20 protein-coding genes are annotated in these 19637 nt (G+C 39.6%); 1 reads left to right on the top strand and 19 read right to left on the bottom strand.

Annotated elements, in window-relative coordinates:
- Positions 1 to 60: 60 nt before the first annotated feature.
- The 10 genes from EJ994_RS00680 to rsgA all read right to left on the bottom strand — a co-directional run bounded on the left by EJ994_RS00680 (position 61) and on the right by rsgA (position 9141).
- The gene (locus EJ994_RS00680) at positions 61 to 1152 is read right to left on the bottom strand and encodes a hypothetical protein (RefSeq protein WP_126590764.1); all 1092 of its coding nucleotides are present in this window, start codon (positions 1150 to 1152) and stop codon (positions 61 to 63) included.
- A gap of 112 nt (positions 1153 to 1264) precedes the next feature.
- Positions 1265 to 2029, bottom strand: a complete 765-nt coding sequence (locus EJ994_RS00675; RefSeq protein WP_126590763.1) for a hypothetical protein — start codon at positions 2027 to 2029, stop codon at positions 1265 to 1267.
- Complete coding sequence (locus EJ994_RS00670; RefSeq protein WP_126590762.1) at positions 2016 to 2579, bottom strand: RNA polymerase sigma factor; 564 nt, start codon at positions 2577 to 2579, stop codon at positions 2016 to 2018. Before EJ994_RS00670 ends, EJ994_RS00675 begins: the two co-directional genes overlap by 14 nt.
- 188 nt (positions 2580 to 2767) lie before the next feature.
- Complete coding sequence (locus EJ994_RS00665) at positions 2768 to 3745, bottom strand: polyprenyl synthetase family protein (protein ID WP_126590761.1); 978 nt, start codon at positions 3743 to 3745, stop codon at positions 2768 to 2770.
- 103 nt (positions 3746 to 3848) lie between these two features.
- Complete coding sequence (rlmN, locus tag EJ994_RS00660; protein ID WP_126590760.1) at positions 3849 to 4889, bottom strand: 23S rRNA (adenine(2503)-C(2))-methyltransferase RlmN; 1041 nt, start codon at positions 4887 to 4889, stop codon at positions 3849 to 3851.
- A gap of 98 nt (positions 4890 to 4987) precedes the next feature.
- Positions 4988 to 6037: a tRNA preQ1(34) S-adenosylmethionine ribosyltransferase-isomerase QueA gene (gene queA, locus EJ994_RS00655; RefSeq protein WP_099573550.1), complete on the bottom strand. Its 1050-nt coding sequence runs from the start codon at positions 6035 to 6037 to the stop codon at positions 4988 to 4990.
- Positions 6038 to 6106: 69 nt separating this feature from the next.
- Positions 6107 to 7336, bottom strand: coding sequence for a 3-phosphoshikimate 1-carboxyvinyltransferase (locus EJ994_RS00650; RefSeq protein WP_126590759.1), 1230 nt, complete (start codon positions 7334 to 7336; stop codon positions 6107 to 6109).
- A gap of 76 nt (positions 7337 to 7412) precedes the next feature.
- The gene (locus EJ994_RS00645; protein WP_099573552.1) at positions 7413 to 7739 is read right to left on the bottom strand and encodes a nucleotide pyrophosphohydrolase; all 327 of its coding nucleotides are present in this window, start codon (positions 7737 to 7739) and stop codon (positions 7413 to 7415) included.
- The gene (gene dtd, locus EJ994_RS00640) at positions 7739 to 8191 is read right to left on the bottom strand and encodes a D-aminoacyl-tRNA deacylase (protein WP_126590758.1); all 453 of its coding nucleotides are present in this window, start codon (positions 8189 to 8191) and stop codon (positions 7739 to 7741) included. The genes EJ994_RS00645 and dtd overlap by 1 nt, the downstream gene beginning before the upstream one ends.
- Positions 8188 to 9141 (bottom strand): ribosome small subunit-dependent GTPase A, encoded by a 954-nt coding sequence (gene rsgA, locus EJ994_RS00635; protein WP_126590757.1) that lies wholly within the window; start codon positions 9139 to 9141, stop codon positions 8188 to 8190. Before rsgA ends, dtd begins: the two co-directional genes overlap by 4 nt.
- A gap of 115 nt (positions 9142 to 9256) precedes the next feature.
- On the opposite strand from rsgA, the gene EJ994_RS00630 reads away from it, so the two are divergent.
- Positions 9257 to 9697 (top strand): hypothetical protein, encoded by a 441-nt coding sequence (locus tag EJ994_RS00630; RefSeq protein WP_126590756.1) that lies wholly within the window; start codon positions 9257 to 9259, stop codon positions 9695 to 9697.
- A gap of 95 nt (positions 9698 to 9792) precedes the next feature.
- Here EJ994_RS00630 and EJ994_RS00625 read toward each other — a convergent pair whose 3' ends face one another.
- From EJ994_RS00625 to EJ994_RS00585, 9 genes are all read right to left on the bottom strand, one after another.
- A complete protein-coding gene (locus tag EJ994_RS00625; protein WP_126590755.1) occupies positions 9793 to 10875 on the bottom strand; it encodes a bifunctional 3-deoxy-7-phosphoheptulonate synthase/chorismate mutase type II in 1083 nt (360 codons plus the stop codon).
- Positions 10876 to 11005: 130 nt separating this feature from the next.
- Complete coding sequence (locus tag EJ994_RS00620) at positions 11006 to 11866, bottom strand: prephenate dehydrogenase (protein ID WP_126590754.1); 861 nt, start codon at positions 11864 to 11866, stop codon at positions 11006 to 11008.
- 71 nt (positions 11867 to 11937) lie between these two features.
- On the bottom strand, positions 11938 to 13086 hold the full coding sequence (locus tag EJ994_RS00615) for a pyridoxal phosphate-dependent aminotransferase (RefSeq protein ID WP_126590753.1): 1149 nt from the start codon (positions 13084 to 13086) through the stop codon (positions 11938 to 11940).
- Complete coding sequence (locus EJ994_RS00610; RefSeq protein WP_099573559.1) at positions 13083 to 13931, bottom strand: prephenate dehydratase; 849 nt, start codon at positions 13929 to 13931, stop codon at positions 13083 to 13085. The genes EJ994_RS00615 and EJ994_RS00610 overlap by 4 nt, the downstream gene beginning before the upstream one ends.
- A 427-nt stretch (positions 13932 to 14358) precedes the next feature.
- On the bottom strand, positions 14359 to 15864 hold the full coding sequence (locus EJ994_RS00605) for a M20/M25/M40 family metallo-hydrolase (RefSeq protein ID WP_126590752.1): 1506 nt from the start codon (positions 15862 to 15864) through the stop codon (positions 14359 to 14361).
- A gap of 72 nt (positions 15865 to 15936) precedes the next feature.
- The gene (locus EJ994_RS00600) at positions 15937 to 16395 is read right to left on the bottom strand and encodes a hypothetical protein (protein WP_126590751.1); all 459 of its coding nucleotides are present in this window, start codon (positions 16393 to 16395) and stop codon (positions 15937 to 15939) included.
- 111 nt (positions 16396 to 16506) lie between these two features.
- Entirely contained in the window at positions 16507 to 17643 is a 1137-nt protein-coding gene (locus EJ994_RS00595; RefSeq protein ID WP_126590750.1) for a serine hydrolase domain-containing protein, read from the bottom strand.
- Entirely contained in the window at positions 17640 to 18443 is an 804-nt protein-coding gene (locus EJ994_RS00590; RefSeq protein WP_126590749.1) for a head GIN domain-containing protein, read from the bottom strand. The genes EJ994_RS00595 and EJ994_RS00590 overlap by 4 nt, the downstream gene beginning before the upstream one ends.
- A 21-nt stretch (positions 18444 to 18464) precedes the next feature.
- Positions 18465 to 19565 (bottom strand): acyloxyacyl hydrolase, encoded by a 1101-nt coding sequence (locus EJ994_RS00585; protein WP_126593617.1) that lies wholly within the window; start codon positions 19563 to 19565, stop codon positions 18465 to 18467.
- Between the last annotated feature and the right edge of the window lie 72 nt (positions 19566 to 19637).

Here is a 19637-nt window from a genome sequence, read left to right as displayed (position 1 = left end):
AAAAAAGAGGTGAGCACTATAGATGCCACCTCTTTAAATCAAATACGCAATAGACCGGATTTACAAATCAAACCTAAGGCCAAGTGATATATTTCTTTGCTCTACCAACGCGTCCTTAAATATGGGATTCAAATCGTATTTCGCATATAACAAAACTCCATCAAAACCGGCATATGCACTAAGACCGTAGACGAATTCGGACGTGTTGTATCCTCTTTTCAATTTATCCTTGACACGTTCACCGTTCCTATTGTACTTTAATTTTTGACGTGTGCCTAGATTAAAACCACCATACCCTCCAATTCCGAACCGAAATTGATTATGTAAGGAATAGCGTATTTTATTCTCGGACCCCGTGAATTTTGAAGGTCCAAATTCAAAATGCAGTGGAAAAACCAAATTATCCATCCTCAGTTTAGACTTCCTAAGGTCAAACTCAAACTCTTGCAATTCCGTTTGTCCGTCGTCGCCTGCTACAAAATATTGATTGCCCTTAGGTTTTAGACCGTTAAATTGAAATGAGACCCCGTAGTTAAGTCTTAAAAAATTGGTGCTCTTAAAAACCCGTGTTCTCCATTGCCAACCCAGTTCAAAAAAACGACTCCCACCTATTCTATATGGCGTATCTTCTAAAGATTCCCCATCTACAATAGCGTTGTTTAAACCCACCGCTAAGAAGAAATCCGAGTATGTCCTTCTGTCGTATTGTATTCTTCTTACTCTTGGGTTTTCTTTAAATCGTATACCAAAAATACGCTCTTCGTCCCCATCTCTTCCTCCAAAACCTATTTCAATTTGAGAAGGATAATTAAGCGTGTCCAGTTCTAGAACATTATCCCCGTTACGTTCTGCCAACTTCATCTTGTTATCGATAATAGCAATTCTATTTTCAATATTCAAAGCGCGTTTCTTTGCGGCTTCTTCCTTTAAGACGGTGGCTTCTTCTTCATTAATGTCACCATTACGTAAACGCTCATTAATGCGCTCCACTTCCTTTTTCAAGGCCTCCTTCTCTTGATCTTTAATCTTCTCTTTGGCGCCCTCCAAAATCTTAAGCGTTGTTTGACTTTCCTTAGTTGTTTCTTGGGCTTCCATATTCTGAACATAAAGCACCAAGAAGATAGCCATTAAATACATTACAATTTTTCTCATAATAGTTTGATTTTTGATTGACCGTCCTAGACGGATAAAATTGATGAATAAACTCCTCCCTGTCCCTCTTCTATTTTAGATAGGGAAATACACTCATTAAAAAGAAATTAGGTTAATTATTACGGTCTGCGACAGCAGTCCTAACCTTTAGAAAACCGGTTTTCAATGACTCAAAAATTTGGTCTCGGAAGGATTGATCAAGTTCATCTTCGACCTCGGTCAGTAATGCCATTGCATTGACCGAATTATCTGAATTAAAAAGGTTCTCTTTTACTATAGCTTCCTGCGCCTGGAGCAGTAATGAATCTACCTCAGCATCCGTTACCGTATTCGACAGCCCTAAGGCTTCTACTTTTGCCACAACTTCAGCGATTTTACTATTAAGTATATCTTCTGGCACCGTAATAGTTTTAGCACCATCACGTATTTCCTTTTTAGGAGTATCTAGAACAATATCATCCTTAATAACGGGCCTTTTATTCTCCTCAATGGCCACCGTTGTTACAGCTATGCCTTTTTTGTAGTTGCTACTTTCTTGAAAACTATCCTCTGAGACAATAGACGTACGCTCATCGCTAACTACGATATTCGATTGCTCCACAGTTGCCCCTTCCTTTGCTTTTTCGGCAGGTTGTGTATCTAACACCACTTCTACATCACTCTTGATTTCAATTGGGGACGAATTAAAATAGAATACAGCGGTTCCGATGAGTACTAGCATGCTTGCAGCGATACCCATCCAAAGGTAATTTGGTCCTTTCGAAGGTGTATTTGCCGCTAATTCTTTCGAGAGCTTGGTCCAAGCATCTGCCGATGGTTTTATTTCGCGCTCGCTCAGTTTTGATTTAATATGTGCTTCAAATTTATCGGTTTCCATAACCTATGATATTTTGTTGTTGTAATTTTTCCTGTAATATCTTACGTGCCTTGAACAATTGTGATTTTGAGGTACTCTCACTTATATCTAGCATCTCCGCAATTTCTTGATGTTTATACCCTTCAATAGTGTACAGCACAAACACCATTTTATAACCTTGCGGCAAACCATCGATTAATTGCTGAATATGCTCCGTATCCAAATCCATGCTTTGCGATACTTCTTGGGTCTGATTTTGTTCATAAACCTCATCATCGTATACTACGAACTGTTGCTTTCTCAAATACGAAATACTCTCGCGTATCATTATTCTCCTTACCCATCCTTCAAAACTACCCTGAAACTTAAACGTATCCAGTTTAAGGAACATCTTTAAAAAGCCCCGAACCATTACATCTTCCGCAAAATGAATATCCTTGATATACTGCCTACATACTCCTAGCATTTTAGGCGCATGTTTGGCATACAATCGCTGTTGCGCATCTTTATGACCAGCAATCGCCTTTTTAATGAGCTGTTTCTCGTTTTTATATAGTGGTATAATTTTCAAAATTGTGTTTGGTCTTCTATGTATAGAGACGCAAAAACCATGACCAAGGTTGCCTGCGCACGAAAAAAAAGTAAAATTAATTTACAAATAGTTGATTATAAATGTTTTAAAAAAACAATACTATCGAAATTACGGGCATCTATGAAGTGCTATTGATGCATGGAACTCAAGAAGCAGAACTCAGGATACTACTTCTCGCGATCCACAACGTAGTTTACCATGAGCTCTAGAGCACTTCTATATTCTGATTCTGGATAGGCCTTTAAAAGTTCAAGTGCCTCGTCCTTAAAGGCCAACATTTTTTCTACGGCATACTCCAAACCACCTTTTTCCTTTACAAATGAAATGACCTCTTTTACCCGTTTTTTATTCTTGTTATGGTTTTTTATAGAATTGATGACCCAGCTTTTTTCCTTTTTAGAGCAGTGGTTCAACGCATAAATTAACGGAAGCGTCATTTTCTGCTCTTTGATGTCAATACCAGTTGGTTTACCGATACGCTCATTTCCATAATCAAAAAGGTCGTCCTTTATTTGAAACGCCATCCCACATAGTTCTCCAAATTTTCGAAATACTTCTACATCCTCGCTTTCCGGCTTAACAGAACACGCTCCCAGACTACAGCAAGCTGCAATTAATGTCGCTGTTTTTTGCCGGATAATATCGTAATAAACATCTTCCGTGATATCTAATCTCCTTGCCTTTTCGATTTGTAAAAGTTCGCCCTCGCTCATTTCCCTTACGGCTACTGAAATAATGCGAAGCAGGTCAAAATCACCATGATCAATGGAAAGCAAAAGTCCTTTGGACAACAAGTAATCCCCGACCAAAACAGCAATTTTATTTTTCCAAAGGGCATTAATGGAGAAAAAACCACGGCGTTTATTACTCTCATCCACTACATCGTCGTGTACTAATGTGGCGGTATGTATTAGCTCTATGACCGAAGCACCCCTGTAAGTCCGTTCGTTGATTTTACCGTTGTGAAGAAGTTTTGCAGTTAGAAAAACGAACATGGGTCGCATCTGTTTTCCTTTCCGGTTTACAATGTAGTGGGTAATCCTATTGAGCAGGGCAACTTTAGAACTCATCGCGTCTCGGAATTTGGATTCAAACAGATCCATTTCCTTGCGTACCGGTTCTTTTATTTGTTCTACTATTTTCAACCGTGAAAATTTAGGGCCCGAAGCGGGCACACTGTGTAAATTTACGTAAAAGACCTAAGCCATAATCGCTTCACTCCACGTATTACCCGTAATAATCGACGGGTTATGATTTATTTGCCAATTGACCACAAGCGGCGTCTATATCCTTACCTCTAGAACGCCGGACGGTTACTACGATTCCATTTTTTTCGAGCAAGTCCACGTACAGGTCTATCGCTTTGTTGGAAGCTTGTTGAAACACCCCATCATCGATGGGATTATACTCTATTAGATTTACTTTAGACGGCGCAAACCTGCAAAAATCTATTAGGGCATCTATATCCTTTCGCTTGTCATTAATTCCCTCCCAAACTACGTACTCATAGGTAATACGGCTTTTGGTTTTTTCATACCAGTAGACCAATGCCGCTCGTAAATCGCTAAGCGTAAACGTTGCGTTGAACGGCATGATGGACGTTCTAATCTCATCTATTGCCGAATGTAGTGATACCGCTAATTTGAACTTTACACCATCATCTGCCATTTTTCTAATAAGCTTTGGCACACCTGATGTAGAAACGGTTATTCTTTTGGGAGACATCCCTAAACCTTCAGGGGAGGTTATCTTGTCAATTGCCTTTAGTACGTTGTTATAGTTCATCAACGGCTCGCCCATACCCATGAATACGATATTACTCAAGGGCCTATCAAAATAGAGGCGACTCTCGTTATCAATGGCCACTACCTGATCGTAAATTTCATCAGGATTTAAATTTCGCATTCGCTTTAATCGGGATGTGGCACAAAATAAACAATCTAAACTACACCCCACTTGACTGGATACACAGGCCGTGGTTCTGGTCTTTGTAGGTATCAGGACAGATTCTACTACCAAATCATCGTGTAGACGTACCGCGTTTTTAATGGTGCCGTCGGAACTGCGCTGCATCTGGTCCACCTTAATATGATTGATCACAAAGTTGGCCTCTAGCATTTCGCGAGTATCCTTCGATAGGTTGGTCATACCCTCAAAAGAATGGGCGGCTTTTTGCCATAACCATTCGTACACCTGGTTGCCCCTAAAGGCCTTATCGCCGTTTTTAACGAAAAAGTCCCTTAACTGGTCTCTGGTTAACGCTCGTATGTCCTTTCTTTTTGCCTGCACCTTCTTTTAACTAGAAAGCCCTGCTTTATATTACAAAGTGATAAAGCAGGACTTTTATTTTAGGTATCCATCCGTTTTTACGGAACATCAATTATTTCTTATAAAATCAACATGGCATCACCATAAGAATAAAACTTATAGCTTTCCAAGATTGCCTCTTTGTAGGATTTTTTCATTAAATCATGACCCATGAAGGCAGATACCATCATCAATAAGGTAGATTTCGGCAAATGAAAATTGGTTATCATGCTCGTTGCAATACTAAATTCATATGGAGGGAAAACAAATTTATTGGTCCATCCCTCATAAGTATTCAACGTATTATTGGAGGAAACTGCACTTTCTAAACCTCTCATGGCCGTAGTACCAATAGCACAGACCTGTCTTTTATTTTTCTTCGCATTATTTACGATTTCCGTAGCTTTCTCGTCAATGAACAGTTCTTCACTATCCATCTTGTGCTTGGAAAGGTCTTCTACTTCCACCGGATTAAAGGTGCCCAGACCAACATGCAAGGTTAATTCCGCAAAATCCACACCTTTTATTTCTAAACGTTTTAAAAGATGTTTGGAAAAATGAAGTCCAGCCGTTGGTGCAGCTACCGCCCCCTCATGCTTTGCATATATGGTTTGGTACCGCTGTTCATCTTCTGGCTCAACTTCTCTCTTTATATACTTTGGAAGCGGTGTTTCTCCCAGTTCCCTTAATTTTCGTCTGAAATCTAAATAAGCGCCATCGTATAAAAATCGTAATGTACGCCCTCTAGAAGTGGTGTTGTCAATGACTTCCGCCACTAGTGTCTCATCATCTCCAAAGTATAACTTGTTACCAATACGAATCTTACGTGCAGGGTCTACCAAAACGTCCCATAAGCGTTGCTCTTCGTTTAACTCGCGTAGAAGAAAAACTTCAATACGGGCACCTGTCTTCTCCTTGTTTCCATAAAGTCTGGCCGGGAAGACCTTGGTGTTGTTCAATACCATAACATCACCTTCATCAAAGTAATCGATCATGTCCTTGAACATCTTGTGCTCTATCTTTCCGGTTTCCCTATGTATGACCATTAATCTGGACTCGTCCCTGTTTTCTGAAGGATGTTCTGCCAATAATTCCTTTGGAAGTTCAAAATTGAAGTGTGATAATTTCATGTATTCTGTATATGTTTAGCGGCTGCAAATATACAATCTGGGAAGGGGGGTTGTCAAGTAAATAGGGAATTATAATTCCGTCACCTCTATTTGAAGTAATTCCATATCGTTCCAAAAATCGGGATATGATTTGGACACCACCTCCGCATCATTCACGAACAGTCTTGTCTTTAGCGCTAGAGGAGCAAAAGCCATTGCCATTCTATGGTCATTATACGTGTCAATTGCAACGTTCTCCTTTATAGTAGTACTAGATTTTAAGGTAAGTGACTTATCCGTAACGGAGATGGATGCACCTAATTTTGAAAGTTCCGTATACAAGGCTTCCAACCTGTCTGTCTCTTTTATTTTTAAAGTGTGTAAACCATCTAAATGACAACCTATTCCTAATCCAAAACAGGTAACGACAATAGTCTGTGCAATATCCGGTGCATTGGACAGATCTGCCCTAAACTGATTCGGGTACGAAGTGGAATTTTTCTTCAGGGTGATGTTATTCCCGTGGAACGTTGTAGAAACCCCAAGTTCCTGATACAATCTTGCCAAAACACTGTCTCCCTGCAAACTATTTTCTTTGTAGGACGACAAGGTAATTTCCGTTCCGAGTTCTGCCAAAGCTGCAATACTATAAAAGTATGATGCGGAACTCCAGTCCGATTCGACCACTAAATTAACAGGGGCAACCTCTTTTTTAGGATTGACTTTGATCGTATTCCCCTCAAAAGAGGTAATTACACCAATTTCATTGAGTAAACTTAAGGTCATTTTAATATAAGGCACCGAAGTAATTTTACCCACAAGTTGCAACTCCAGACCATTTTCTAGACTTGGCGCAATCAATAACAGGGAAGAAATATACTGACTGCTAATATCGGCTGGCAGACTTACTTTATCCTTAGTTAGCTTACCACCCTTTATTCTTAAGGGAGGATAACCCTCGTTCTTTACATAGGAAATATCGGCACCTAAACTCCGTAACGCCTCCACAAGAATTTTTATAGGTCTTTCCGTCATTCGCTGAGAACCGGTCAGCACTACCTCCTTTCCTTCTTGAGAGCCAAAATATCCGGTAAGAAAACGCATTGCCGTTCCTGCATGATGGATATCTACAACACCGTTGGATTTCTGCAATCCTGCTGTCATTACCTGAGCATCGTCCGAGTTAGAGATATTATCGATTGTAATAACAGGATATAGCGATGCTAATAAGAGTGACCGATTGGATTCACTTTTTGAACCAGTAATCTTAATGGTTTTTCGTAGTAATCTATTTGATGGACCGGAAAGATGTATTTTCAAAAGTGTATGTTTTTAAGACGTGCCAAAACTACAAAAACACCCCTAAAAACTAGTATTGCTATGCCCTTATTTTGGCTTATTTAAGTTTTTCGTTGTTATGATGACGGTCATGATCACGCTTGGTTTTTAAATCTAACTTCTGATCAAAGGATTGTTGTAAATCTACACCCGTTTGGTTGGCCAAGCACAATACCACGAACAACACATCTGCTAATTCTTCTCCTAAATCCTTAGATTTATCAGATTCCTTTTCGCTTTGCTCGCCATATCTTCTTGCGATAATGCGCGCTACCTCCCCCACTTCTTCGGTAAGCTGTGCCATATTGGTGAGCTCATTGAAATAGCGAACACCGTGTTCCTTAATCCAATTATCTACAGCCTTCTGTGCGTTTTGTATATTCATTATTCTTTATTTTTAGAATCGATAGTTATCGTCACGGGACCATCATTTACCAAAGCAACTTTCATATCTGCACCGAATATGCCGGTTCCAACCTTTTTGCCTAAGGCGTTCTCTATTTCTGAGATAAAGGACTCGTATAAAGGAATTGCAATAGTCGGCTTAGCTGCCTTGATATAAGAGGGCCTATTTCCTTTTTTAGTGGAGGCGAAGAGCGTAAATTGACTAACCACAATGACGTCTCCCTCGACATCAACTACAGATTTATTCATGACACCTGCACCATCATTAAAAATACGCAGATTGGCTATCTTGTTTACAAGCCATTTGATATCTTCCAAACCATCGTCCTCGGTTATTCCAAGTAATATCAGAATACCCTTCCCTACGGAGGAAATGGTCTTCTTATCTACCGTTACACTAGCTTCGGAAACACGTTGTAGAACTACTCTCATTTCTTTTCATCATAAATATCTACCCTGTAGTTTTCATCCTCTCCCTTTATCATCTGCAAGTAACTATTGTATCTACTCCATGCAATTGCTTCTTCTTCCAAGGCTTCCTTAACGGCACATTTGGGTTCATCCGTATGTCTGCAATTATTGAACTTGCAGTGCTGTTTTAATTCGAAAAATTCCGGGAAATAATCTCCTATCTCCTCCGGCTCCATATCCACGATTCCAAAACCTTTGATACCGGGGGTATCTATAATACGAGCGTCAAAAGTTAAGTCGTACATCTCTGCGAAGGTTGTGGTATGTTGGCCTTGCAAATGTTGCTCCGATATTTTTTTGGTCTTTATGTCTAGATATGGCTCAATAGCGTTGACCAATGTAGATTTCCCCACACCGGAATGACCCGAAAACATGGAGGTCTTTCCTTTCATCATCGCCTTTACCTTATCAATATTCTTACCGGTCAAAGCAGAGATACCAATGCAGTCGTACCCAATTTTTCGATATAAGGCTGCTAAATACTTCACCTCACCTAGCTCATCGTCATTATAGGTATCCACTTTATTGAATAGGAGCGTAACGGGTATATCATAAGCCTCTGCGGTGACTAAAAAACGATCTATAAAAACGGGATAGGTAGTAGGATTATTCAATGTTACCAATAAAAAAACCTGATCTAGATTAGAGGCAATGATATGTGTCTGCTTGGATAGATTTACAGACTTCCTGATGATATAATTCTTTCGGTCTTCTATTTTGTGGATAATACCGATGGTGTCATCTCCAATAGTTTCTACCTCAAAATGAACTTTGTCCCCTACAGCAATAGGATTGGTACTTTTTATTCCCTTTATTCTAAACTTACCTTTGATTCTACATTCGTAAAAATCTCCCTTTTCAGATTTTACAAAATACCAACTCCCCGTAGATTTATATACTGTTCCTATCATTTGGTTTTCTAGAATTCAGCTACTAGAACAACAAAGAAACAATTTTATAATTTTATGCCCGTTGTGATAGGCAATAGTTTTAATTCTTTTAATCATTTAAACCAATTAACCCATTATGAAAAAATTTATTTTTATCGCTTTCATCGCCCTAGTATGTAATCTTGAAATGAACGCTCAAGAATATAAAGTCATTACCAGTGTAGAGTCTATTGTTTCCAGTGGACTTGGGCGTTCAAGGATTATTGATGGTAATGAGAAAAAAGATTATACCGAATTTACATCGACCCAAACGGAGGATGACAATACCCGCAACAAATCAAAAAGAGGTGAGATTAGGGTTAAGGATTTTGACGAGACCAAATTATTGAACTTCTTTAATATAGCGGGTATCCGTTTTCAGAACATTGCGGCCAATGATGCTGTCATTACCTCTAAAATTAATAGTATGGTGGCCGACGGTTGGGAACTTGCTTTTGTAACGAGTGCTGTTGAAAGTGATAGTGGCAAAGGTGACGGATCAGGTATTTTTATTACCCGCTACATCTTTAAGAGATAGTATTTTTAGATGCAAGCCAGTAGTAGATAGCATTTTTGTTTACTACTACGTATAAAAAATCCCGACTCATAAAGTCGGGATTTTTTTTGGTTGTGTTATGCCTTTACAATTTTCTCTTGGTGGTTTATGGATTCTTGATGAATTGCTTTGAACATTCGCAGCACAAACTCTTCACTTAATCCTTTGGATTCACCCTCGAGAATCATTTTACCTAAAATCTCGTTCCAACGATTAGATTGTAGAACGGCGACATTTCTCGACTTTTTTAAGGTCCCGATACCATCGGAAATCTTCATGCGCTTTCCTAAAGTTTCTATCAACTGATTGTCGATAACATCTATTTGCGCCCTTAGATTGCTTAATTGACTGTTATACTCCGCCTCCGGGTCGGATTCTTTTCTAATTTTTAAATCCTTCATAATCTGCACCAACCTATCTGGGGTTACTTGCTGAGCGGCGTCACTCCAAGCATTATCCGGGTCATGATGCGTTTCTATCATCAATCCATCAAAGTTTAAATCCAAAGCGGTCTGTGAGACATCAAAAATCATATCCCGTTTACCCGTAATGTGCGATGGATCGTTTATCAATGGTAGATCAGGGAATTTATTTTGAAATTCTATCGCTAGCTGCCACTCTGGAATATTCCTGTATTTTGATTTCTCATAAGTTGAAAAACCTCTGTGAATAGCTCCCAGTTTTTTAATCCCTGCCGTATGCAAACGCTCAATACCGCCCAACCATAATGCTAAATCAGGATTTACCGGGTTTTTCACTAAAACAATTTTATCCGTCCCTTCAAGGGCGTCGGCCAATTCTTGCATTATAAAAGGGCTAACGGTAGAGCGTGCTCCAATCCATAATAAATCTACATCATGCTCAAGCGCTAGCTCTACATGTGCCCTGTTCGCCACCTCAGTGGCCGTTTTTAAGCCTGTTTCGGCTTTAACTTTTTGCAGCCATTTTAGCCCCAAAGCTCCCACTCCCTCAAAATTACCGGGACGTGTTCTAGGCTTCCAGATTCCCGCACGGTAATAATTAACATCGGTATCCTTAAGGCTATGCGCAATACGCAATACTTGTTCCTCGGTTTCCGCACTACATGGCCCTGCTATTACTAGTGGATGATCTAAACCCATATCATCCAACCATGTTCTCATTTCTTTTGTATTCTCCATTACTTTGTTTTTGGGCGAAGGGCAAAAAGCTGAAGGGTAAAGGTTTTCAACATCTCACTTCTTCTTCTATTTAAATATTAATTGTTTATTTTAAGTACACCTTAATAATTCTTTTGTCTCTCTATAAAAATCACTTTTTATTCAGCGGAATTCCCTGTAATATTTCTTTAATCTTGTTCGTGCTGTTCATTTCATTGTAAATACCTTCAAAATCGTTTTCCACCAATAATTTCTTAAAAGCGGATAGGTTCTGAATATACTCGTCCAAGGTTTCTATTACATTATCTTTATTCTGTTCAAAAATAGGTGTCCACATCGCTGGTGAACTCTTCGCCAAACGCACCGTGCTTTCAAATCCACTGCCCGCCATGTCAAAAATATCACGTTCATTTTTTTCCTTCTCAATAACTGTCTTTCCTAACATAAAAGAACTGATGTGTGACAAATGGGATACGTACGCAATGTGCTTATCATGCGCTTTAGGATTCATATAGCGAATTCTCATTCCCAATAGCTGAAATATTCCCAAAGCCTTTTCCTGTAATTTAAACGCCGTTTTTTCTACCTCACAGATAATATTCGTTTTACCATTGTACAGACCGTTAATAGCCGCGGACGGACCGGAAAATTCAGTACCTGCAATGGGATGACAAGCCAAAAAATTTCTTCTTTTAGGATGATTTTCCAAGGCCTCGCAGATCAACTCCTTTGTAGAACCGGCATCGCACACCACGCATTCCTCATTTACTTTATCTAGAATTCTAGGAAGTTCTTCCACAGCAACATCAACGGGAATACTCACGATTACAAAATCTGCAAGGTGCAATGCGTCGTAACTAGATTTCACATCAATAAGATGTAGCGCAAAAGCCTCTTCTAGATTGGCTTCACTGGCGTCTATCCCGTAAATGGTAACCTCTGGCATTTTGGCCTTGATATCTTTGACGAACGACCCCCCTATTAAACCGATTCCTATTACAAATACGTTCATATATTTTTAGATAATGGATATTTGATTTGAGATTTTAGGCGGATAACCTTTATCTCTTTTCTTATATCTTACTACTCAAATCTATTAATCGCCTCTTTAATTTTTTCTTCTGTTACACAGAGCGAAAACCGTATATACCCTTCCCCATTACTACCAAAAATAGTCCCTGGAGTTATGAATATATCTTTCTCATACAGTATATCATCTATAAAGTCTTCTGCGGATGCAACTCCGTCCGGCAATTTTGCCCAAACAAACATTCCCACTGCTTTAGCATCGTAAGTACAACCTAATTTTTCCGCCAACTGCCAGATAAAGTTCCTTCGTTTTCTATATGTATCATTTAAATTATGATACCAATCGTCTGTACTCTGCAACGCTTTTATCGCTCCTTTTTGAATGCCATAGAACATGCCTGAATCCATGTTGCTCTTTACTTTCAATAGCGCATTAATATGGTCTGTACTACCTAATACGAACCCAACACGCCAACCAGCCATATTAAACGTTTTACTGAGTGAATTCAATTCTAGACACACATCCTTTGCTCCCTCTATTCCCAGTATACTTGTGGGCGTTTCATTTAGCACAAAACTGTACGGATTATCGTTTATTAAAAGAATGTTATTACGCTTTGCAAAGGCCACCAGTTTAGAAAACTGTTCCTTGGTAGCGACCGCCCCCGTTGGCATATGCGGGTAACTCACCCACATTAACTTTACTTTGGATAAATCTTCTCTTTCAAGAACTTCCAAATCAGGGAACCAACACGTGGCTTCCGTTAGGTCATAATATTTTGGAACCGCCCCAACTAATTTCGTAACCGAAGTATACGTTGGATATCCGGGGTTAGGAATCAACACTTCATCTCCTACATTCAAGAAGGCTAGGCTTATATGCATTATCCCTTCCTTGGACCCCATTAACGGAAGTATTTCACTGGCAGGGTCGCTGATTACGTTAAATTTCCTTTCATAAAAAGAAGCTATGGCATTACGCAATTCCGGTAAGCCTTGATAACTTTGATATTGGTGAGCACCATTGTCCAGTACCGCCTGTTGAATGCTTTCTACCACCACCGGTGAGGGCGCTAAATCCGGACTTCCTATACCCATATTGATAATGGGTTTCCCTTGGGCTAAAAGCGCTCGAACTTCCCTTAACTTCTTTGAAAAGTAATACTCCTGTACCGTCTGCAACCTATCCGCCGTCCGTATCATAACATGGCATTTTTATATTCCCCTAAAACTTTAAATTCCTCCGTCATAATATCCAATAATGCTTTTGCCTTACTAAAGTCTTCATAGGCCGTAAAGGTCACATCTACAAAGAACGCATACTTCCAAGGTGTCTCGATTACGGGCAATGACTGTATTTTGGTTAAATTCAATTTACAATCGCTCATCACATTCAATACAGTGGCTAAACTACCTCTCTTATGGTCGGTTATAAAGCGTAGGGATGCCTTATTGATATGGGCTTTTGACAACTCATTTTCAGCCTCTCCGTCACTCTGGTTTTTAGTCTTCACGATAATGAACCTCGTAGAATTATTTGGGATGGTCTGTATTTCGGAAGCAATAATATCTAAGCCATACAATTCTGCCGCCGCTTTTGGAGCAATGGCCGCAATACGCTTTAACTGATATTTTTGAATTCGTTCGGCCGTTTCAGCTGTATCAACAGCCTCTACCAATTTAATTTTAGGATAAGACCTTAAAAATTCCTTACACTGTAGTAATGCCATTGGATGCGAATGTACTTCCTCAACGTTTTCTATAGCCTGCCCTTTGTAAACGATTAAATTGTGATGAATACTAAGGTAATATTCGCCGATAATGGCCAAGTCGTTCTTAAAAACTAGAGCATAGTTGGGTATGATAGAACCTGCAATTGAATTCTCAATGGCCATTACTGCCTTATCCGCCGTATTATCCAGCAACTGGTCCACCAAACTATCAAAAGAAAGACATTCCACTAAGTCGATATCTTCTCCAAAATAATCTAAGGCCACCTGATGGTGATTAGAACCTTTTACTCCCTGTATGGCTATTTTTAAACTCATTAACCGCTATATAAATCTTGTTCCCGTTACCCCCTCGATTCCTCTCGGGGCAAATTCTTTCTAAACCCCGTAATGGGATTTGAATTGATTTCAAAAAAAAAGCCCCGTTTTTCACGAGACTTCAATTGTTTATATCCTAACATATACTACAACAGTCTCGTACCTCTCTTAAAAAAGAAGTAAAAGGTAAAACCGTTCCAGAAATATTGTTTTGTCATTTTTCTTGTAAAACTTCGGCTAATGTACTAATTAAATTTAAAAATCAGGGTTTGATAGAATTTTTTTATGATTTATTAGACTTCTGATGATTTCACTAACAATTACAAACACAAATGAAAATCTTATTGCGAAAATCTTAAAATCGTGACGCTATACCAAACCCGCCCCGCCTGTTATTTGGCATCGTGAGAAGTTCTCTCCTTAAAATTCACAACCTCTCCATAAGAATGGCAATCATGGTCTTTACACCCTCCCTGTAGTTGCCAATCCTTAAATTTTCATTTGGACTATGTTGATTATTATCTCTATTGACCGTAGGTACGGTTACCGCAGGAATGCCCAGAGTGGTCACAAAAGGAGCTATGGGAATGGAACCCCCACTCATACGAATGCGTATAGGGTCCTCTCCGAATGCATTTTTTAGCGCGCTTGTCAACCATTTTCCCACTTCCGAATCAAAGTCGGTCCTAAAGGATTGATATGATATTTCCGAGGTGAATGTGGCTATCTTATGATGAGCTAGTCGCTCTTCTGCTGTAGGAACCGTATCCGTAACATAATATCCTTGGGAAGCGATGTGATTTTTCACCAATTGTATTAAACGTTCCGGATTTGACTCTAATACCAACCTAACATCAAGCTCCGCTCTAGCCCAACCTGGGATAATCGTACGTACTTTTTCATTTATCCAGCCAGACTGCATTCCCCTAATATTCAAAGAAGGATACTGAATTGCCTCCTGATAGTATGACCCCACTTTATCCGAAGAAACAATCTGCAGTCTTTTCTTTATTTCGCCCTCGTTATCAGGTACATTCTTCAAAATGCGCTCTGTCGCTTTATCTATCTCTACACCATCGTAAAAGCCCGGGATAACAACACGTCCATCATCATACTTCATTGATGCCAATAGCTTGGACAAGCGTAATGCGGGATTAGGAGCGTAATTGCCAAAATGACCACTATGCTGTGGAACTACAGGTCCATAAGTAGTTAAGGTTATCGTTGCTATTCCCCTAGCTCCAAAGGTTAAGGTGGGTTTATTGCTAATATGACGTGGACCATCAAAAATAATCAACATATCCGCTTTTAATAATTCAGCGTTCCGAGTAACGGCTTTAGGCAATCTAGGTGAACCCAGTTCCTCCTCAAAGTCCATAATCACCTTTATATTGTAGTTCGGAACTATTTCCTTGGAAGCGGCCGCATCAAGAGCTGCAAGGAACATGGCAACGGGACCCTTTGCATCGCTAGCAGAACGGGCGAATATGCGCCAGTCATCCTCCTTTGGTTCTTTAGAATCCCACGATACTGCTACCCATTCATCATTACTGTTCTTTTTTTTGATAACAGGTTGATATGGATTCTCTTGAAACCAGCGCGTACTATCTACAGGTTGCCCATCTAGCTGAAGATAAATTAATACTGTTTTCTGGGCTTTCGGGTGTTCGCGTTCCGCTAGAAGAAGAGGCGCATGGGAAGTGCTCATACGCTGTGTCGCAAAGCCCCGACTTGAAAATTCTCTTTCACACCACAGCACGTTTTCCTCTATATCCTCTGGATAGAACGCATCATTAGGTATGCTTAAAAGCTCTTTTAACAAAGGGAGACTCGCATCTGCGTAGGTATCGGACAATTCATCCAATACTACACCCTGTTGAGCAACACCGATAAAAGAAATAAATAAAAATAAGTAAGGGATATGCTTTATCATGATAAGGAGATTATATTACGCTCCTTAAAAATAAAACATATCCCTTTAACCTTCTGAAGGGTTATTAAATAATTAAAACTTCAACGCCAAACCAACCCCTTGTTGCGATGGCACAAGCCTATATGTTGTCTTACCTAGGCTATCGTTAAATTCTAAAATAGCGTTCTTTTTATTTTTGCTCGCCAAACAATAGAATATAGAACCAACTACGGCCGTACTAGCAAAACCAACTATTGGCGCCGTGGTACTCTTATCGGCATTATCATTCACTAAATACCATATACCGAAACCTAGATTGGCCGTGGCCGCAGCAAAGGTTACGCCATATTGCTTTTTAGATTTTGACCAGTATGCTTCCGAAGCGGGATTGGAATCCATGGCCATACCAAATTCCTTCCAAGAGATTTTTTCCTTATCCTTATAAAATTCATCGCCCCACATTCCTTGGAAAACAGTTATTTCCTGTGCTGTAATGTTCGATGAACAAAACGCGATTAAAACTAATACTAAAAGTGGCTTACCTATTTTCATATTTTAATTTTTGTTTAAAGTTAAAATATTTTGATTAAACAAAAATGAAATAAGACCAGTTTAATAAATTTTTAGGATTTTAAAAAAGACGCGTTATTACTATTCGCAGCATTATGCAGAACTAGCATATATTGAGACCAATGTTTCTATTACCTCGTCTAACTGCCCTTGAACTTTAGGGTCGGTACAATTTATTAAAATGGCGAATACCATCTGCTCTTCCGGGTACACATAGAAATTAGCGTAGCCGCCCACTCCATTTCCTACATGGCCGAAGTAAGGCCTGCCCTTTTTATCTTGACTTACCTGCCAGCCCAACCCGTAATAAGTGGGTGTTCCGTTAATCGTTTCCATGGTAGTAAATTGAGATAAAATTTCACTATCCATGACCGTGCCTTCCAAATACGCTTGCCCCAATTTTGCTATATCCTCCACAGTGGACAAATAACCGCCTCCGGCCAGTTTATAGAAATTATTTACTTCTATAGCTTTTCGAAAGCCAAATCGGTTCTTGGAATAAAAGGAAGTTACCCGCGCCTCGTCCGGAACAGTTAAAACCTTGTTATTTGATGCATGATCTGTTGTATGTTTTTCCCCTTGCTGCCGTTCTGGAATATAGGTATTGGTCATTCCTAAGGGACCCAAAACCTTTTCTTGCACGTAATTCTCAAAAGGAATGCCACTGGCCTCTTGCATTGCAAGGGAAATCAACACCCAGTCAAAGCTGTTATAATGATAGGCCGCTCCCGGTTTAAACTGTAATGCATCATTCTTGAAAATCTCCAGGCTCTCTTTTATGGTAAAGGGTTTATTCAGTGCATATTCCATGCCCCGATAAGAACGTAACCCAGCGGTATGTCCCGCCAATTGCCTTATGGTAAAATCCCATTCTTTTTTGGGAAAATAGGGTACATATTGGTAAAACGACTGGTCCAAATTTATGTGTCCGTCCTTGACCATGTGGGCAAGAGCTGTTGCAGCTATTGGTTTTGAGACACTTGCAATTCGGAAAATTGTCGCCTTTGGGTCAACATAAACTTTGTTATCCAAGTCCGAATAGCCATAGCCTTTTTGCAGTATTGGTTGTCCTTCTTTGCGCACCGAGATTGCTAAACCGGGAATCTTTTTATCGTCAATTAAATCCTGCAGTAGACCGTCCGCTTTTACCAGACCATTGAGCGCGGATTCATTGCCTAATATGCGTTGGCCAGCAAAAAGATGCTTCAGGTATTTGAGGACAGGATTCATTCCCTAAACACTAATCGCCCATTAAAAATCTCTTCTACAGCAACTGTAGCCGGCCTGTTAAAACTAATGACATCACCCGTGCCACGGATGATTCCACGTAGCGCCAATTGCGGATTTACCAACATATCGTTGGTACCCCTATGATTAACATTTACATTTTGGGCAACTAAGTTTTCTGCCTCTATTCTAGAATCTCCCGCAGCTATATTGAGGTTCAAATTTTCTGCCGTACCACTTAATTTGAAATAGGCAATTCCGTTGACCACCACACTAACGCTTGTAGCGTTCAAGTCCAAATCAAAAGAACCATCTGTAGTTTCCGTTTCAGGGTTTAGAAAGCTTTCGGAGAACAAATTCAGATTTGGATAGCTCAGGGTACCATCGCTACTGATCAACAAACCGGTACTACTCCGTATCTCTGTAATGTTGGGCGCCGTAACGTAAACCGTAGTTAGGCCATACTCGCGAAATAGGTTGCATCCATTATCATTTCTCACTATTAATCTATCTCCTTCTACCCTTGCGCTAACTTCGTCTAAAAGAAATTCCCCCGTTTCTATCTCCACCTTCTGTTCTGTACCTTGTTTCAATACCAAAGCCACCTTTTCAAAAACCGTTATTTTATCAAATCCCGGAAGTGAGACTTCTACCCGGACCAAATCGCCCGAATTTTGCAAGCAATCCGGAGCATTTTCAGTATTACATGAAAATAGTAAAATTATCAAACTTAAAAACAGCACATTAGCCTTCCAATTGAAGCTTAACACCTTTCTAAATAAGATTATGTTCTCGTTTAGCATCTAAAATTCTTATCGCTATTCCTAAAATCTAATTCCCAAACCAAACTCCACCGCTTCCGCTGCGGCTCCGTGCGACTTTAAAGTTACGGCTCCAAATACCTTGTCTCCAAAATACCTCTTTAGCCCTACTCTATTATATACCCGTCCTTCGAAATCAAAAGGATAATACACATAGTAACCTAACTGCGTTACAATACTCATACTATTAATGAATAGTTCATGGCCTACGAACAGCCCTATGCGTTTATAGTCATCATCCAAATTTACATCCATCTCCGGAAAAGAGGTCGCCTGAAAGCGAATCAACTCCTTCAAGAAATTTGAGAAAAAAATATCTGCCCCGAATTGTACAGCACTTTTTCTACCCAGCCTTTTATCTGCGTATCCGGATAGTATTAAAAATCCGTATTGCCCGGAGCCTATGACATCGCTTTCGTTAAGTCCACCACGTAAAACCAAATTATATTTAACAGGCTCCTTGATTTTTGGTTTATCTTCACTTTTCAAATAGGCTATTTCCTTTCCACTGTCCAAATCATAAGTAACACCTGCGTTTAAAGCAAACGTATTCGTAGATGTATTAGGTGCCCTAAAATTAGCATTGGAATAATGGATTACGGCAATTCCCGTCTTAAAACCAAGACCTTTGAACACGTTTTCTTTATGATAGTTCAGCATTAAATAGGTGGAGCTTAAGAAGTCCGAACCATAGGCATTATTTCTAAAATTCGTTTCTCTATCGTAAGGATTTGTCGTGTAAGCAATTCCCTGACCCACTCTAAACTGCACATTGCGTTTTAAGAAATAAAAGTTATAGTGCGCATAAATACCATAGTTTTTTCCCAAGGTCTCATCGTTCATATCCTGATATATAAACGAAGCGCCATAATCGGGATAATTATATAACTCCTCCCACTCTTTAGCACCATAGGTCTTCCTATTATAACTTAAAATGACCCCTCCGGGGTGGTTGTTAATGAGGTGAGAAATATCTGGGTTGTGTAATAATATGGAACCATAGAATTGATTGGCATCTAAGGTGTATTTCTTTAACTCCTTGTTATCCTGAGAAGAACAAAAAACGACACATAAAAGTAGGCAGCTAAAGAGTTTAGACTTCATGGGATGTAAAAGTAGAAAAAAGAAGGCATTAGCGGTCAGGAGTTTCCATTTTAAGTTGGCCGTATCAGCAAC

It is taken from the genome of Maribacter sp. MJ134 (genome assembly GCF_003970695.1).
In the GTDB taxonomy this organism is placed as follows: Bacteria; Bacteroidota; Bacteroidia; order Flavobacteriales; family Flavobacteriaceae; genus Maribacter.
This window is presented reverse-complemented; position numbering and strand designations above follow the sequence as displayed.